The organism is Candidatus Polarisedimenticolaceae bacterium (genome assembly GCA_036376135.1).
Lineage (GTDB): Bacteria > Acidobacteriota > Polarisedimenticolia > Polarisedimenticolales > DASRJG01 > DASVAW01.
On record DASVAW010000179.1, the window covers coordinates 37,784 to 54,585 of the forward strand.

The window sequence follows — 16,802 nt, forward strand, 5'->3', positions numbered from 1 at the left end:
GAGCCACCGATGAGCACCCGCATCGCGCTTCTCGAGGACGACCCCCGCTACCGCGCCGGGCTGGCGGACCTTCTGTCCGTCGAGCCCGGCTTCGAGGTGGTCGCCGTCTTCGACGCGGTGAAGCCGTTCCTCGAGGCCGTGCGAGAAGAAGAAGCGCCGTGGGATCTCGTGATCTCGGACCTGGGCCTACCCGACGGGAAGGGCGTGGACGCGATCCGTGAGGTCAAGCGGGTCGCTCCGACGGTCACCGTCGTCGCCGTGACCGTCTTCGAGGACCCCGACACCATCCTCGAGGCGATCTGCGCGGGGGCCGACGGGTACCTGCTCAAGCGCACCGGAGCGGAGGAGGTCGTGGCGCAGATCCGCGTCGTCCTCGCCGGCGGCTCGCCCCTGACCCCCGCGGTGGCCAAGACCGTCGTGGGGCTCCTGCGAGGGCCGCACGCTCCGGTCCACGCTCCCGGCGAACTGGACCTTTCGGAGCGGGAACGCGAGGTATTGCGCCTTCTCGCCGAGGGGCTGCTCTACAAGCAGGTCGCGGCGGCCCTCGAGCTGAGCGTCGAGACCGTCAAGACCTACGTCCGCCGGATCTACCGGAAGCTGCAGGTCCAGACGGTCGCCCAGGCGGTCCACCGGGCGATGCGCCGCGGGCAGATCTGAGCCGTATCCTTCCGCCATGAACCGGCCCTGCCTCGCGCTCGCGTTGAGCGCGCTCGTCTCCGCCCGGGCGTCGGCCGTCGAGCGGCTCGTGCGTTCGTTCGACTCGCCCGGCGGCGCGGCGAACGTCGGACGCACGAGCCTCGACCAGGACGCCGACGGATACCTGTGGGTCGGGTCGGAGGCGGGCCTGTTCCGATTCGACGGGTACGAGACCCGGCCGATCGCCCAGGGGACCTTCTCCGTCATCGAAGGGTGCGGCGCGCGCGGCCGGGTGCTCGTCAATCAGGGCGGCGTCCACCTGTTCCGCACCGCGCCGGGCGGCCTCGAGCCGGTCGAAACGCCGATCCCTCAACCCTTCGCGGACTTCAGGCACACCGTCTGCGACGACGGCGGAACCCTCTGGTTCCTCTCCGGCGACACGATCTGGCGACTCGAGCCGGGCGGCGCCTCGTCGAGGGTTCCCCTGACGCTGGGGGACGGCGAGAGGCTCTACCGCCTGTCCCGCGGCCGTGGGAGCTCGATCGTGGTGGGAACCGACCGGCGCGTCGCGGAACTTGCGGTCGACGGAAGCCTCCGGGAGATCGCCGCGCTGCCGCACGTCGCGCGCGCGGTTGCGCGCGGCGATGGATCGTGGGTGTTCTTCGCATTCGACCCGAGGACGCGCTGGGGAGTGTGGACGGCGCGGGACGGCGTGGCGGCGAAACGGTTCGACATCCCCGGTCTCCCCGCGGGGCTCGTGGTCCGCGGCGAGGCGATCTGGGCGTCGTTCGACTACGGGATGATCGTCGCGCGCCCCGATCGATCGGTCGAGTTCCTCCGCTCGACGCCGGCCGAGCCCACGGGGGGAGCGATCCTCCTGGACCGTGAGGGGAGCCTCTGGGCGGCGAGCCCGCGAGGGCTCCGGCAATACCCCGAGCCCGACACCGTCGGGCTGCACCCTCCAGAATCGGTCCTCTTCACCCGGTACCTGCGGCTCGACCGCGGCGGCGTCGAGATCAGCTCCTGGTCGGGTCGTTACCGCGCGGTGGCGACCGGGACCGGTCTCGCGCTGTTGCCGACGCCCCTTCAGGGGGTCGCGGCGGCGTGCACGGACGCCGGCGGCCGGCAGTGGACGGTGACCGACCACACGTTCGTCGTCGTGGCCCCGGGAGGGGCCGAGCGCCGCCCCGCCTACCCCGGCGTCTACGACCTCCATCCGTGCGCGTCGGGGGACGACGGCGCGATGTGGATGCCGACAAACGCCGGGTTGTTCCGGCTCGGGCGCGACGCGCCGGCGCCTTCCAAGGTCCTCGATGGGGCAACGACGGCGGTGGTGGTGCTCCCCACCGGGGAGGTCCTCGCGGCGCGCGAGAGGGAGGCGTGCGCGTCGCGCGACGGCGTGGCTTGGTCCTGCGTACCCCTCGAGGCGGCGGGGTTGGCTCCCTGGACGCTGCACGTGGCGACGTCGGGGAACGTCTACGCGGCGGGACCCGGCGCTCGCGGGATCCTGCGGCGCGGAAGTGACGGCTCGTGGGCCGACGTCGCGGTCGATCCTCCGCTCGGTGGGCTTCCCGTACGGCTGGCGCCGTCCCCCCGCGGCGGGATCTGGATCGCCGCATCCGGCGAGGTGGTCCGCGCGATCGAAGACATTCCGGGGGTCCTGCGCGTCGTCGAGCGACTCGGGGCGTCTCAGGGGTTCCCCGGGGTCGGTGGAACCGACGTCCTGGAGCTGGACGACGGCACGGTCTGCGTCGGCGCGGGGGTCTCCCTCGTGCGGATCCCCGCCGCCGCACGCGACCGGAGCGCGCCGATCGGACGCCTGGTGATCACGGGGGCGACGGTGGACGGCGCGTCCGTGGATCCGTCGAAGCCGTTCGAGCTCCCCTTCCGGCGCAACCGGCTCGAGCTTCATGCCTCCGCGCTGACGTTCCGGGACCCCTCGTCGGTTCGATACCGGCACCGGCTCCGCCCCGGCGACCGGTGGTCGGATCCGGTCGTCGATCCGCATCTCCGCTTCTTCGACCTGCCCCACGGACGATACGACCTCTCGCTTCAGGCGAGCCTGGACGGATCGACGTGGATCGACGCCCCCGCACCGGTGCGGTTCCGGATCGACGAGCCGTGGTATCTCAGCCGCCTGTTCTTCGCCCTCCTCGCGGGCGTCGCCGCCGGGTCGGCTTGGATCGCCGCCAGGATCCGTGCAGGGCGAAGACGCGTGCTCGAGGAGCAGCGCCGACGCATCGCGATGGACCTCCACGACGCGATCGGCTCGGGGCTCGGCACGATCGGCCTGCTCGCCGGGCCCCTTCGCGAGGCGGGCGCGCCCATCGCGGCGATCGCCGCGGAGCTGGGCGTTTCCCTCGCGGACATCGTCTGGTCGCTGCGGGAGAGCTCCGGGTCGCTCGAGGCGGTGGCCGAGCACCTGCTCCAGCGCGGACGCGCGATGTTCGCGGAGGGGGCGGCGGAGATCCGGTTCGACTTTCCCGGAACCTGGCCCTCGCGCGAGCTGTCGCTCCCGCTGCGGCGCAACCTCGTGCTGATCGCCCTCGAGGCGATGCACAACGCCGCGCGGCACTCCGGGGCGGGGCGCGTCACGCTCCGCCTGGCGCGGGAGGGACACGGCTGGATCCTCGAGGTCGTCGACGACGGGCGAGGGCTCGGGGGACCGACCCGTCCCGGCGGCGGGATGGGCCTGGGCAACATGCGCCGACGCGCCGAAGACATCGGCGCCCGGCTCGAGATCGCGTCGCCGCCGGGCGGGGGGACGTGCGTGCGGGTGAGGTTCGCGCTCTAGGGCGCGCAGTCGCCGTCGCCGGGATAGCGGATCGACCCGGCGCTGGAGACGCCGTAGACGGGGGTGCCCGGGGCCTCCCTCGCGAGGAAGTAGACCCCGCGACGACAGTCCGAGACGACGGAGCGATCGGTGGCCCGGTCCACGAGGAGGTCGTTCGCCACGCACTCCATCGTGCCGAGGAGGACGGTGCCGCCGCTCTCGAAGAAGGAGTCGAGGCTCCCGGCGACGATGTCCCACGCGTTCGGCGCGTTGGACGCGCTCCCGCACGCCCCCTTGTCCACGAACACGAGCGGCTCCGGAGAGCCGGGCTGCACGCGGACGCAAACCTCCGGCGCCGAACGGTTCGGAGAAAGGTCCTCGCTCCGGACGGCGAGGAGCACCTGGACGGTCGCCGCAGCATTCGGCTGGAGCGTACCGAGATCCCTTCGCTGCGCGCCGGCGACCTCGTCGGGGCCGAGGGTCGTCTGGTTCCCGAGGGTGTCGTTCTCGACGTCGAGGTGGAGCCCGGTCGCGGGGCGGCCGTCGTGGCCCCGGTAGGAGCCGAGCCCCCAGTCCGCCGGGGCGAGGTCCATCGACATCCCGATCCGGTCCGAGAACAGGCATCCGGTCGGAGTGCCGTCGATCGCGCCGGTGTTCTGCGATCGCTGCGTGACGTCGTATCGCCACGTCGAGAGGGCCCCCGCGTAGGAGGCGCTGTCGTAGGCGGCGAGGACCGTATCCCGCTCGTCGTTGGCGGGATGGCCGTGCAGGAACGTGTAGAAGCGCACTCCCGTCAGCGGCGTCGTGCGGAGGTTCCGGATCGTGTAGGTCGTGCGGAGCACGTAGCGGTTGCTCAGGACCGAGCCGCCGATCTCCCCCATCGGGGTGCCGGTCGACGTGTCCACGAAGTCGTGGTCCAGGCGGATCTCGACGTCCGCGTTGGCGATCACCGAATACCCCTCGGGAAGGCCGTCGGCGTCGGAGTCGAACGGGAAGCTCAGCGGCTCGACGACCGTGAAATTCGAGTTCGTGGTCCAGGTGGGGTAGGTGAACTCCGGTTCGAGCCACATCGAGCGTTCGGGGAGGGTCAGCGGGATGCCGTCGTATCCGATCGCCGCCGCCCACTCCCCGGAGATCATCTCGTGGATCCAGTCCACGGGGAACGGACCCGAGGTGTAGATCAGGTAGTCGCTGTACCCGTAGTCGGACAGGTCGATCGCCCAGTCGGGGGTCGCGTAACGTTGCTGCGCGACGACGGGGGAACCGGCGAGGAGGACGAGCAGGAGCCGTGAGGCGCGCATGGGATTCCCTCCCGGGATCCCCGGACGGTACGGACGACGTCCGGGAGGGACAAGTCCCCCGAAAGGGGGACAGCGCGCGTTACTTCGCGGCTTTCGCCGTCGTCTTGGCGGTCGCCTTCTTGGCGGACTTCTTCTTCGCGGGTTTGGCGGGAGCGGCGGTGTCGCTGGGCTGGACCGAGAGCATCTTGGTCACGAACTTGCGCGTGCCGGCGGTATCGAAGTCGATCACCGTGTAATCGGCGTCCGTCGAGGCGATCGTCCCGTCCCCGAAGACCGGGTGAACGACCCGATCGTTGGCGGAGAAGGTCGTGGTGGCTTTGCTCATGCGCGCCTCACGGCCCCAGGAAAGGTGGAGCCCGCCCGCAGAATAGCAGAAAAAGCTTGAAAATGGCTCACAAACAGCGGGTCCGCGGGTAGACTCCCGCCGATGCGCGCCCGTGGGCTCGTCCTCGCGACCGTTCTCGTGTTCTTGGCGTGTACGCCGAAACCGGCGCCCGCGCCCTTCCACGGCCTGCCGTTCGTCGAGAACGACTTCGACGCGGCCCTCGCGAAGGCGAGAGCGGCGGCGGTCCCGATCTTCGTCGAGGTGTGGGCCCCCTGGTGACACACCTGCCGCTACATGCGGGCGACGGTCTTCACGGACCCGGCGCTCGCACGGCACGCCGGACGGTTCGTCTGGCTCTCGATCGACACCGAAAACGAGAAAAACGTCGGCTTCCTCGAGAAGTACCCCTGGGAGGCCGTGCCGACCTTCCAGGTCCTCGACCCGAAGACCGGCGACGTCGTCTACCGCTGGCTCGGCGCCGTCGACGCGGCGGCGCTGGCGAAGCGGTTCGACGAGGCGGAGCTCGCGCTGAAGGAGGCGCGCCCCGACGGCGCACCAAAGCTCCCGTCGAGCGCCGACTCGGAAGTCCTCGCCCTCGCGATGGCCGGGAAGAACGACGAGTGCCTCGCGGCGGCATCCGCACGTTGGGACACCCTTCCCCCCGGGGGGGAGAAGGCGGGGGTCGCGGCGCTCGGGCTCGACTGCGCCCTCTCGCTGAAGTCCGAAGCGGCGGCGATCTTCGAGGCGCGCGTGAAGGAGGCGACGGCGTACCCGGGTCTTCTCGACGACGACCGTTCGAGCCTCTTCGGCGCGCTGGTGGACGCGCGCGACCGGCAGCAGGACGAGGCGGGGGGGAAGGCGGCGGCGCTCGCCTGGCTCGACTACCTCGACGCGCAGGCGAAGTCGGCCGGAAGCGTCGAGGCACGTGCGGCCCTCGACGGCCATCGGGTCTCGGCCGCGATGCGCGCGGGGGACCCGGCGCGGATGATCCCGGCCCTCGAGGCGTCGGTGCGCGACCTCCCGGAGGACTACAACCCTTCGGCGCGCCTGGCGATGCTCCTGCGCGAAGCGGGCCGGCTCGACGAGGCGCTCGCCGCGTCGGACCGGGCGTTGTCGAAGGCCTACGGCCCCCGCAAGCTCAACCTCTTCGACGCCCGCGCGACGATCCTCGAGAAGAAGGGGGACGCGGAGGGGGCGAAGGCCGTCCTGAGGCAGGCGCTGGCCTACGCGCAGACCCTTCCCGAGGCGCAGCGGTCGAAGGGGATGATCGGACGGATCGAAAAGCGGCTGGGCGGTTAGCGTCCCGCCCGGGGGGACCACCTACAATCCTCCCGCGCTCCGGGAGGTGCCCCGTGTTCAAGGTCGAAGGTCTGGCCAAGCGCTACGGCGACGTGCGCGCGGTCGACGGGATCACGTTCGATGTTCGCAGGGGCGAGGTCTACGGCCTGCTCGGTCCCAACGGCGCCGGGAAATCCACGACGATGGCGATGTTGTCGGGCCTCCTGCGCCCCGACGAGGGGCGGATCCTCTTCGACGGGATCGACCTCGCGGCGGAACCGGTGAAGGTCAAGGCGCGGCTCGGGATCGTGCCGCAGGAGCCCGCGCTCTACGAGACGTTGTCCGCCCGGGAGAACCTGAAGTTCTGGGCGGGGATCTACGGACTTTCGGGGGCCGCCCTCGACAAGGCGGTCGACCGCGTCCTCGACGAGACGGCGCTGGCGGCCCGCGGCAAGGAGCCGGTCAAGACCTTCTCGGGGGGGATGAAGCGGCGACTGAACCTCGGCATCGGCCTCGTGCACGCCCCGCAGGCGGTGCTGATGGACGAGCCGACGGTGGGGATCGATCCGCAGGCGCGCGCGAACCTCCTCGAGGTCGTGCGGCGGGTCGCCGAGGCCGGGACGACGATCGTCTACACGACCCACTACCTCGAGGAGGCCGAGAGCCTGTGCGACCGCATCGGAATCCTCGACCACGGGAAGATCCTCGCGGAAGGGACGCTCGCCGAGCTCAAGCAGCGGCTGGGCGATCGCGAGGTCGTGCTCGTGCACGGTCGCTTCGACGCGGAGGCGGCGCGCGCGGCGCTGTCGGGGGTCGCGGGGGCGCAGGTGCTCTCCGCCGACGAGGGGAAGCTGCTCCTCTCCGTCGCGGGGGGAGGGCGCGCGGCGGTCGAGCTCCTGCAGCGGGTGCTCGGCGGGGGCTTCGAGGTCGACGGCGTGGAGATCCGGCCGCCGAGCCTGAACGCGCTCTTCCTCGACCTCACCGGCCGTGAGCTTCGCGACTGATGCGGACGGTCTTCCGCCTCGTCGCCAAGGACCTCGCGCGCAAGCGGCGCGCGCCGCTGGGGTTCGTCGTCGTGTTGCTCTTCCCCGTGGTGTTCGCCGCGCTGCTGGGCCTGGCCTTCGGCCGGGGCGACGGACCGCCGAAGATCCGACTGCTCCTGCAGAACCGGGACGACGGCTTCCTCTCGCGAGCCCTGGCTTCGGCGTTCACCTCCGAGCGGTCGGCGGAGTTCCTCGACGTGCGTGTGGTCGGGGACGAAGGGCGCGCCATCCTCGACCGGGGCGGTGCCTCCGCGCTGCTCGTGATCCCCGAGCACTTCACGACCGACCTGCTCGAGGGCGAACCGATCACCCTCTCGCTCGTGCGCAACCCCGCGGAGGGGATCCTCCCCGAGATCGCCGAGCAGCTCGCGGCGATCCTCGCCGACGGGCTCGACGCGTCGTCGCGGGTGCTGCGCGGACCGCTCGCAAGGATCCGCGGCTTCGCGAGCGACGGCAAGGTCCGGATCGAGGACGCCGCGATCGCCGACGTCGCGGTCGAGGTCAAGCGCACGATCGAAGGCGCCGAGAGCCTCGTGTTCCCGCCGGTCATCACCCTGGAGGGGGCGTTCGGCGCCGACGCGAAGGAGCAGGCGGCAGGAACGCGGGGATTCGGCGACGTGTTCCTGCTCGTCCTTCCCGGAGTCGCCGTCTACGCGTTGTTCCTGCTCGGCGACCAGGGAATGCGCGACCTTCTCACCGAGTCCACCGAGGGCACGTTGCGACGCCAGCTCGCGGGACCCGTCCGTCCGGCGACGATCGTCGCGGGGAAGGCACTGTATTCCGGCGCGCTCTCCGGGATCGGTCTCGTCGTGTTGACGTTCGTCGGCGCGCTCGCCCTCCGCCGGGGCGTCGACCCGGTCGGATACCTCGCGATGGGCGTCGGGACGATTCTCGCGGTCACCGGGGTCGCATCGGTGCTCTACGGCTTCGCGCGCACCGAGCGCCAGGGGGCGACGACGTCGTCGGTCGTCTACCTCGTCCTGGCGTTCGCCGGCGGCGCGTTCTTCCCGATCTCCAATCTCCCCGCGGCCCTCCGGACGTTTTCGGCGATCTCGCCGTTTCGCTGGGGCACGGAGGGGTTCCGCGCGCTGCTCGAGCCGGGCGCCGGGGCAGGCGCGGTGATGCCTCACGCCGGGATCCTGGCGGCGATCGGGGTCGCGTCCCTGGCGATCGGCTCTTGGGCCCTCTCGCGGACCGCCCGCCGCGGGGGAGCGGCGTGAGACGCGTCCTCCACATCGCGGCGAACGACCTGCGCCTGACCCTGCGCGACCGCGCGGCGTTCTTCTGGCTGCTGCTGCTCCCCGTCGGGATGATGTGGATCTTCGGGAGCATGGGCGGCGGACCGCGCAAGGCGGCGCTCACCGTCGTCGACCGGGACGGGGGCTGGGTGGCGAAGGCGCTCTGCGAGCGACTCGACCTCCCCGGCGTCGAGTTGACCGTCGTCGCCGACGAACCCGCCGGGAAACCTCCGCTCCGAAAACTGGTCCTCCCGCCCGGATTCACGGAGAACGTCCTCGCCGGAAGGCAGCAGCGGCTCGAGGTCGAGGCGGCCGAGGGAGCCAACTCCGACTACACGCGCGCCGCCGACGCCTACGTGTTGCGCGCGATCGTGAAGACGCTCGCGGCGATCGTCGAGCTGCGGCGCGACGGGATCCCCGCCGATCCCGCGGCTGCGATGGCGGCGCTCGCCTCGCGCGAGCCGCTCGTGAAGCTCGAGGTCTCGACGGCGGGATCCGGGCGGCCGGTCCCCTCGGGGCGGGCGCAGAGCGTGCCCGGCATCCTGACGATGACGGTCCTCATGATGACGGTCATCTACGGCGCCGTGTTCCTCACCCTCGAGAAACGCGACGGAACCCTCCGCAGGCAGCTCGCGGGGCCGTTGACCCCGGGGCAGGTGTTCGCGGGGAAGGTCCTCGGACGGGTCTACGTCGCGGCGATGCAACTCGTGGTGCTGCTCGGGTTCGGCCGGTTCCTGTTCGGGGTCGATCTCGGGCGCTCTCCCGCCGGACTGGCCCTGCTGATCGGGGCGTACGCGTTCTGCGTCGCGGCCGTCGCGACCCTCTTCGGGGCGTGGCTGAGATCCCCCGAACAGGCCTCCGCGATCGGCTGGCTGGCGTCGATGGTGATGGCGGCGCTGGGCGGGTGCTGGTGGCCGTCGGAGGTGGTGCCGCGCTGGTTGTGGCAGGTGGCGCACGTCTTCCCGACGGCCTGGGCGATGGACGGTTTTCACGCGTTGATCAGCTTCGGAAAGGGGATCGACGGCGTGGCGGTCCCCTCCGCCGCGCTCTTCGGGATGGGAATCATCATTCTCATCGTTGGTCGGCGTATTCGGGGATTGTGGGGGGAGTAGAGGGACCCCTCCCCCTCCGACCGAAGTGACCCCACGATGTCGTCCAGCGGCCCCGTTCGGCGTATGTAAACCGGACTTGACCCTTTTTCCTGGAGGTACGGCTACATGAAGTGGTTCACCCGGATCGCGGTCCTCTCGGCCCTCGCCCTCGGCGCGGCGGCCCTGTTCCTTCCCGCCCCGACGGTCGAGGCGGCTCCGGCCGAAAAGACGACCAAGGTCGCGACGCTGACCTGCCCGAACGGCTGGCGCGGGAGCGGCGGCGGCACCTACGGCGGCGTCTCGTTCAGCCTGGCCTGCGCCTACGGCAAGGACGCCGTGACCCTCGAAGGGGTCGTCGGGACCGAATACGGCTTCCGCATGGGCTCGCAGAGCTTCGGCGGCGCCGTCGACTGCTTCTTCTCGGGGGACGAAGCGCGCGTCTCCGAGAGCTGCGGCGAGGTCAAGTTCGTCGTTCGCTGACCCGGAAGGGGCCGGGCCTCCCGCGAGGTCCGGCCCCCGCTGGTCGCCGCCCCCCGACGGGCCTACCATGGCTCCAGGCCCCGGTCCTCGGGAAGGAGGTGGCGTCATGAATCGCCGATCCCAGGCCGGCCTCGCCGGTCTCGTGTCCCTCACCCTTCTCTGCGTCGGCTGCGCCTCGAAGGACCTCCGGGCGAAGCTCGACGACCGCGAGCGACAACTCCAGCGCAACGACCAGCTCCTCGCGAGCCTGCAGCTGCGGGTCTGCGAGCTCGAGGCGACCCTCGCGGAGACGCAGGTGGCCTACGACGACGCGGCGCGCGAGAACCGGGAGCTGGCGACCGCGTTCCTCGCGGCTCAGGCGAAGCTCTCCGCCGTGCAGAACGAGCGCGACGAGGCGATCGCGGCGATGCGAGCGGAGGCGGACGATCGCGACCGCGCGGCCGCCGCGCGTGCGGAGCTGGCCGGGGCCAAGCTCGGCCTTTACGGACGCGAGATCGCGGACCGCGACGCGAAGCTGTCGCTGAAGGACGCCGAGGCCGCGGAGCTCGAGCGATCGATCGCGATCCTCGAATCCAACGCCCTCGCCAACGGCGACACGATCGAGTCGTTGTCGGGGGAGAAGGCGGCGATCTCCGCGGACCTCGAGGCGGCGCTGGCGAGCCGGACGAAGATCGCGGTGCTCCTCGGTGTCCTGCTGGCGTGCTTCGTGGCGGTTTCGGTCGCGGAGTTCGTGGCCGTGAGGCGCGCGAGGCACGCGCACGCGTAGACGCTGAGGTTACACTGGGCGTTACCGCAGGGTGTCACTGCGGAACCGCCGGCCACGACGCAGGTCCGCGACGGAACTTAGGCACTTGACGGGGCGTTCCCGCCGCCGTTTACTCACTCCGACATCCCACCCGCCCTGAGGGGAGAGCGGGCCCACTTCCATCGCCTGCGATCGAGGCTTCGGCCCGCGCATCGCGACGCCGTACGCCTCGGCGAGGAGGGTCCCATGTCGAGAGTGATCCCGCGTTCGTTCCTGTTGTCCTTCGCGGTCCTCGCCGCGACCGTCGGCGTCGCGGCGGATCCCGAGCCGAAGGTCCCGTGCGGCGAAGGGGGCGCCGTCTGGGCGGCGATGACCACGGGACCGGCGGAAACGAGGGAGGCCGCAACGGCCGAATTCGCGAAGGCGATCGGCGCCGCGCCGGGGCCGATCCAGACCGACGACGTCCCTGCGTGTCCCGAGCTCACGGGGTGCTACGGCGTGTCGAGCTGCGGGAACTCGACTCCGTGCCGCATCAACGGCGAGTCGTCGAGCGACACGGGCTCGTCGTCGTGCGTTCTCCCCGGCGGGCAGCAGGTGAACTGCTTCAACGGCAAGACCATCCACGTGTTGACGGGACCGTGCACCCCGTGTCCTTGCTGCACCCAGGGGACTTGCATGTGTACGGGGTCGTGCCCGAACTACCAGAGCTTCCGTTGCGAATGATCTGACGGCGCGCGTCCCGCGGGGCGAGGCGCCCCGCGGGACGCCTCCGGGAGCTCGGAGGTCTACGCCCCGCTGCTCACCACCATCACGCACGCGTGGTGCACCGCCTTGAACGGCGCCTTCGCGACGTACGCGAGAACGGCGTCGTCGAAGCTCCCGTCCTGCAGCCACACCGCCGGGAAGCCGAGCTCCGCCGCCTCCCGGAGGACCGCGAGCGTGACCGGCGGCGGGGTGACCATCACCACGATGTCGACGGGGCGCTCGACCTGCGCGAGGGAGCGGGCGACCGGAAGGTCGGCGATCGTCGTCTCCCGGGGATTCACGGGGAGGACCGTGTACCCCTTCCGCACCAGGTTGCGGACGATGATGTTCCCGTATTTTTCCGGGTTGTTGCTGGCCCCCACCACCGCGATCCGCGCGCGCGGGCTCTTTCGGCGCAGGGTTTCGAGGATTGCCGGGTCCATCGCGACTCCTCCCGAGGACGGGCAGGGTACACTTCCCGTTCTCGCACGGGGGGATCCATGCGGCGCACGCTCGCCTCGATCGCGTCCATCGTGTTCGTTTCGGGGGCCGTCCTCGCGGGCGGCGTCGTCCGACAACTCACCTCCGAGACCACCACCGTGGCCGCTCCGGCGTCGCTCGACGACGCGGGGACCGCGGTCTACACGGGGGCGTCGGCGGATCTTGCCGGGACCAACCCCGCGCACGCCTTTCAGCTGTGGAGGTTCGATCCGGCGACCGGGGCGTCGGCGCAGCTGTCGAGCGACCCGCGGGGATTCGGTGCGACCGTTTCGGTCAGCGACGACGGCTCGTGGCTGGCGTTTCCCTCTCCCGCCGATCCGCTGGGGACCAACCACGATCGCGGGATCGAGCTGTTCGTGATGCGCTCGGACGGGACGCAGCTGGCGCAGCTGACGAACGACCCGGCCCCGAACGGAGGGAGCGTGGGGTCGGTCGCGATCTCGGGGGACGGGACGCGGATCGCCTTCACGTCGAACACGGATCCGCTGGGGACCAACGCCGCGAACCGGTCCGAGCTCTTCGTGGTCGACCGCTCGGGCGCGAACCTCCGCCAGCTCACGACGACGACGACCGGGTCCATCGGGGGGATCTCGATCAGCGACGACGGGACGCGGATCGCCTTCTCCCACTCCGGGGACCTCGCGGGCGCCAACGCCGACCTCGGCGGCGAGATCTTCGCGATCCTCGCGGACGGGACGGGGCTGCGGCAGCTCACGACGACGCCGGCCCCGTACGCCGCCGGCTCCCCCTCGCTCGCGGGCGGGGGATCGCGCATCGCGTTCCAGTCCGACGCCGACCCGTTCCTGACCAACGCGAACCACCAGGACGAGATCTTCGCGGTGGACTGGGCGGGGACGGGGCTCCGGCAGGTGACGCGCACCACGGTGTTCCTGGGCTTTCTCGGGGAGCCGGCCTCGCAATCGCCGTCGATCACCGACGACGGGATCACGATCGTCTACCACTCGAACCAGAGCGCGTTGTTCCCGCCCCTCAACCTCGACGGCAACTACGAGATCTTCCGGATCCGTTTCGACGGGACCTCGCGTGCGACGCTGACGTCCTCCGCGTTCGAGGCGGGGAGCCTCCTTCCGGTCGTGTCGGGGAGCGGCAACCGCGTCGCGTTTTATGCGGTCGGAACGAACGTGGCGCTGCGCGTCGTCGACGGCACGGGTGGATCGGGGCGCGACCTCGTGTCCTTCGACCTCAAGTTCGTCGGCGACCCGGCGATCACCCCCGACGGGACACGGTCGGTCTTCACGCGCTCGACCGGCCTGTTCGGCGGATCCCAGGTCTGGCGCGTCGAGGCGGACGGCACCGGCCTCGCGCAGGTGACGGCGCTCGCGTCCGGAAGCGCGGCGTCGCCCTCGATCGCCGCCGACCGCAACACGATCGTCTACGCCGCCGACTCGAACCCCACCGGCGGGAACGCCGACGGCTCGACCGAGATCTTCAAGGTCCTCGCGGACGGGTCGGGGACGGTGCAGGTCTCGAACGGGGCCTCCGGGACGACGTCGTCGAATCCGGTCGTCGCGGCGAACGTGCCGGTCGTCGTCTTCGACTCCGACGCCGATCTCACCGGGGGGAACGCCGACGCGTCCGTCGAGGTGTTCAAGGCGAATCTCGACGGGAGCGGGGTGGTGCAGCTCACGAACGGGATCGCGGGGACGACGAGCGCGAGGCCGCGCGTCGACGCCTCGGGAACGTGGGTCGTCTTCGAATCGGACGTCACCGGCACGTACGAGGTGTGGCGCGTCCGGACCGACGGCAGCGGGCTGCAGCAGCTGACCACCGATGCGGTGACGCCGTCGCGGTCGCCCGACGTGGACGCTTCGGGCTCGCGGGTCGTCTGGCAGAAGGGTGGACAGATCGTCGCGTGGGACGACGTCACGTCGGTCGCCCGGGCGCTCACCGCCTTCGCCACGGGCACGTCCGGGGGCGCGCGCCTCAGCGGGGACGGATCGTGGGTAGTCTTCTCCTCCGACGCGCCGGTTTTCGAGTCCGACCCCGACGCGCCGAGCGATCTCTATCGCGTTCCGTTCCTCGGCGGCGGGATCGAGCGGATCGGGGGGCTTCGATTCGGTGCCCTCGGCGGGATCGGGGGGCTTCTCGGCGGGGGCGGCGGGGCCGCCGCAGTCGACGGCGCCGGGATCGTGTCGCTGTTCTCCGGAATCGGCGATTTCACCCTGGGGAACCCCGACGGGCTTCCCGAGCTCTGGGCGATCGACCGGGCCGCCGTTCCGGTCCTCGAGGTCGGCCGGGAGGCCCCGACCCTTCTGCGCTGGTCCGTCGAGTCCGGCCCGGTCCGTTACGACGCGGTCCGCGGCGACGTCGCGAACCTCCGCTTCGTCGGCTCGACGGTCGACCTCGGGCCGGTGAGCTGCCTCGAGAACGACTCCCCGGACACGACGACCGACGGGTTCGGCGATCCCGATACGCCGCCCCCCGGACGGGTCTTCTTCTTCGTGACGCGCGGGAGCGTCGGCGTCGACGCGGGCCCGGGGTCCTACGGGACGTCGAAGGACGGCAGGGAGCGCCTCGCCGGGAGCGGAGGGTGCAACCCCTGACGCTCCGTCGCGAGCTCCTCTCGCGACGGATGCTAAGGTGCGGCCGGAAGAGAGGTTTCCATGCCGTTCTCCCGGTTCCCGCTTCATCCGGACCTGATCAGGGGCGTTCGCGAGCTGGGCTTCCAGCGTCCGACGCCGATCCAGGAGCAGTCGATCACCCCCGCGTGCGAGGGGAAGGACCTCCTGGCGTGCGCGTCGACCGGCAGCGGCAAGACCGCCGCGTTCGTGTTGCCGATCCTCAACCGCCTGATCCCCAAGAAGCGCGGGACGACGCGGGCGCTGATCCTGACGCCGACGCGCGAGCTCGCCGCGCAGATCCAGTCGCATCTCGAATCGCTCGCCGTCCACACGCCGGTCACCGGCGCGGCGGTGTTCGGCGGGGTCGGGATGGGACCGCAGGAGCACGCGTTGCGCTCGGGGGTGGACGTGATCGTCGCCACCCCGGGACGCCTGCTCGACCACCTCAGCCGGTCGTACGCGCGGTTCAACGCCCTCGAGGTGCTCGTCCTCGACGAGGCCGACCGGATGCTCGACATGGGGTTCCTCCCCGACATCCGCAGGATCCTCAGGCAGCTCCCGACGAAACGGCAGACGCTTTTCTTCAGCGCCACGATGCCCCGCGAGATCGCCCAGCTCGCGCAGGAGATGCTGCATCACCCGGTGACGATCAACCTCGAGCGCAAGTCGCAGCCGGCGGTCGGGATCACGCAGGCGGTCTACCCCGTCGGGCGCGAGCTGAAGGCGGCGCTCCTCGCCGAGCTGATCGCCCGGGACCTCGTCCACGACGCGATCGTCTTCACACGGACCAAGCACCGGGCGAACCGCGTGGCGGATTTCCTCGAGAAGCGCGGGATCTCCACGGCGCGCATCCACGGCAACCGCAGCCAGGGGCAGCGCACCGCGGCCCTCGAGGGGTTCAAGGCGGGGACCTACAAGATCCTGGTCGCGACCGACATCGTCGCGCGGGGGATCGACGTGGAGGAGCTCGGCCACGTGATCAACTTCGACGTGCCGGTCGAGCCCGCGGCGTACATCCACCGCGTCGGGCGCACCGCGCGCGCGGAGGCGACCGGCGACGCGTTCACCTTCGTCTCCCCGGAAGAGGAGCCCGATCTCCGCGCGATCGAGAAGGCGATCGGGCGCGCGCTTCCGCGCGTGACCCTGCCGGGCTTCGACTACAGCAGCCGTCCCGCAGAGAAGCTCGAGATCCCGATCGCGCAGCGGCTCGCCGCCCACCGGGCGCAGCGGCGCCAGGGGCAGGGCGGAAAGCCCCCGTCCAAGCCCAAGCCGAAGGGGCCGCGCCGCGGGGGCGGCGGCGACTCCCGCGTCCAGGCGATTCTCGACAAACACGCGCCGATGGACCGCGGCCGCAGACGCTGAGCGACTCCTGGCGGGGACACCTCCGACGGGAATGTCGCGGCATCGCGCGGCGATCGCCCTGGTACGCACGTTGCTCTTCCCTCCGCTCCGGAGGGATCGATGAACCTGAAGCGCCTCGCTCCATTCCCGCTCGTCGCGGTCGCGCTCGTGGCGACCCCTTCACTCGCCGCCGAGAACGCCGGATACGGCGAGCTCGGCTTTGACGTCGGCTTCGCCGACCTGGACTCACGCGTCGCCGACGAGAGCGGCGGGCGGCTCGCCTTCCGCGGCGGCTACCGGTTCACCCCGGTCTTCGGCTTCGAGGGACAGCTGTTCGCCCTCGGCGCCGACGGGATCGCCGGGACCTACGTCACCGGCGCCGACGACGTCACGATCGGGGTCGGCATGATGAACTTCAGCTTCAGCCTGCCGACCAAGTCGAACGTGGTCCCGTACGTGCTCGTGGGCGCGGGTCGCGCCAACACCGAGTTCGATCCCGGGCTCTTCGAGAACGGGGTCGACGACAGCGGCCTCGCGTGGCAGGCGGCCCTCGGGGCGAGGTTGTACTTCAGCCCCGCGCGACGGATGGCCCTGCGGGTCGAGGCTTCCCGACTCGAGGAGGAAACGTTCGACGCGTGGAAGGCCCACTACAGCCTGACCGCCGGGCTCACCTGGCGCCTGGGAGACTGACATCGGTCAACACCCCCCGTCGCGCTCCGGTGGT

Annotated in this window: 16 protein-coding genes; 13 read left to right on the top strand and 3 right to left on the bottom strand. The window is 71.2% G+C overall.

What is annotated here, in order from left to right:
- Positions 1-9: 9 nt before the first annotated feature.
- Complete coding sequence (locus VF139_19580; protein ID HEX6853607.1) at positions 10-657, top strand: response regulator transcription factor; 648 nt, start codon at positions 10-12, stop codon at positions 655-657.
- Between the two features lie 16 nt (positions 658-673).
- Complete coding sequence (locus VF139_19585) at positions 674-3,430, top strand: ATP-binding protein (GenBank protein ID HEX6853608.1); 2,757 nt, start codon at positions 674-676, stop codon at positions 3,428-3,430.
- Here VF139_19585 and VF139_19590 read toward each other — a convergent pair.
- Both VF139_19590 and VF139_19595 read right to left on the bottom strand, forming a co-directional pair.
- Positions 3,427-4,710 carry a hypothetical protein gene (locus tag VF139_19590; GenBank protein HEX6853609.1) on the bottom strand — a complete coding sequence of 428 codons (1,284 nt, stop codon included), beginning with the start codon at positions 4,708-4,710 and terminating at the stop codon, positions 3,427-3,429. The two genes, VF139_19585 and VF139_19590, sit on opposite strands and share 4 nt — an antisense overlap.
- A gap of 79 nt (positions 4,711-4,789) precedes the next feature.
- Entirely contained in the window at positions 4,790-5,035 is a 246-nt protein-coding gene (locus tag VF139_19595) for a hypothetical protein (GenBank protein ID HEX6853610.1), read from the bottom strand.
- 102 nt (positions 5,036-5,137) lie between these two features.
- On the opposite strand from VF139_19595, the gene VF139_19600 reads away from it, so the two are divergent.
- The 8 genes from VF139_19600 (at position 5,138) to VF139_19635 (ending at position 11,633) form a co-directional block, all read left to right on the top strand.
- Complete coding sequence (locus tag VF139_19600) at positions 5,138-5,314, top strand: hypothetical protein (protein HEX6853611.1); 177 nt, start codon at positions 5,138-5,140, stop codon at positions 5,312-5,314.
- 15 nt (positions 5,315-5,329) lie between these two features.
- A complete protein-coding gene (locus VF139_19605; GenBank protein HEX6853612.1) occupies positions 5,330-6,334 on the top strand; it encodes a hypothetical protein in 1,005 nt (334 codons plus the stop codon).
- A 53-nt stretch (positions 6,335-6,387) separates the two neighbouring features.
- Positions 6,388-7,317 carry an ABC transporter ATP-binding protein gene (locus VF139_19610; GenBank protein ID HEX6853613.1) on the top strand — a complete coding sequence of 310 codons (930 nt, stop codon included), beginning with the start codon at positions 6,388-6,390 and terminating at the stop codon, positions 7,315-7,317.
- Positions 7,317-8,576: an ABC transporter permease gene (locus tag VF139_19615; GenBank protein HEX6853614.1), complete on the top strand. Its 1,260-nt coding sequence runs from the start codon at positions 7,317-7,319 to the stop codon at positions 8,574-8,576. Before VF139_19610 ends, VF139_19615 begins: the two co-directional genes overlap by 1 nt.
- Positions 8,573-9,706: an ABC transporter permease gene (locus tag VF139_19620; protein ID HEX6853615.1), complete on the top strand. Its 1,134-nt coding sequence runs from the start codon at positions 8,573-8,575 to the stop codon at positions 9,704-9,706. The genes VF139_19615 and VF139_19620 overlap by 4 nt, the downstream gene beginning before the upstream one ends.
- 105 nt (positions 9,707-9,811) lie before the next feature.
- Positions 9,812-10,165 (top strand): hypothetical protein, encoded by a 354-nt coding sequence (locus tag VF139_19625; GenBank protein HEX6853616.1) that lies wholly within the window; start codon positions 9,812-9,814, stop codon positions 10,163-10,165.
- Between the two features lie 106 nt (positions 10,166-10,271).
- Positions 10,272-10,931: a hypothetical protein gene (locus VF139_19630; protein HEX6853617.1), complete on the top strand. Its 660-nt coding sequence runs from the start codon at positions 10,272-10,274 to the stop codon at positions 10,929-10,931.
- A 225-nt stretch (positions 10,932-11,156) separates the two neighbouring features.
- Positions 11,157-11,633 carry a hypothetical protein gene (locus tag VF139_19635; GenBank protein ID HEX6853618.1) on the top strand — a complete coding sequence of 159 codons (477 nt, stop codon included), beginning with the start codon at positions 11,157-11,159 and terminating at the stop codon, positions 11,631-11,633.
- 62 nt (positions 11,634-11,695) lie between these two features.
- Here VF139_19635 and VF139_19640 read toward each other — a convergent pair whose 3' ends face one another.
- Positions 11,696-12,097, bottom strand: coding sequence for a CoA-binding protein (locus VF139_19640; GenBank protein ID HEX6853619.1), 402 nt, complete (start codon positions 12,095-12,097; stop codon positions 11,696-11,698).
- Positions 12,098-12,154: 57 nt separating this feature from the next.
- Between VF139_19640 and VF139_19645 the strand changes: the two genes are divergently transcribed.
- From VF139_19645 to VF139_19655, 3 genes are all read left to right on the top strand, one after another.
- Complete coding sequence (locus VF139_19645; GenBank protein HEX6853620.1) at positions 12,155-14,719, top strand: hypothetical protein; 2,565 nt, start codon at positions 12,155-12,157, stop codon at positions 14,717-14,719.
- A gap of 60 nt (positions 14,720-14,779) precedes the next feature.
- Positions 14,780-16,099: a DEAD/DEAH box helicase gene (locus tag VF139_19650; GenBank protein HEX6853621.1), complete on the top strand. Its 1,320-nt coding sequence runs from the start codon at positions 14,780-14,782 to the stop codon at positions 16,097-16,099.
- A 99-nt stretch (positions 16,100-16,198) separates the two neighbouring features.
- Positions 16,199-16,768, top strand: coding sequence for a porin family protein (locus VF139_19655; GenBank protein ID HEX6853622.1), 570 nt, complete (start codon positions 16,199-16,201; stop codon positions 16,766-16,768).
- The last annotated feature ends 34 nt before the right edge of the window (positions 16,769-16,802 follow it).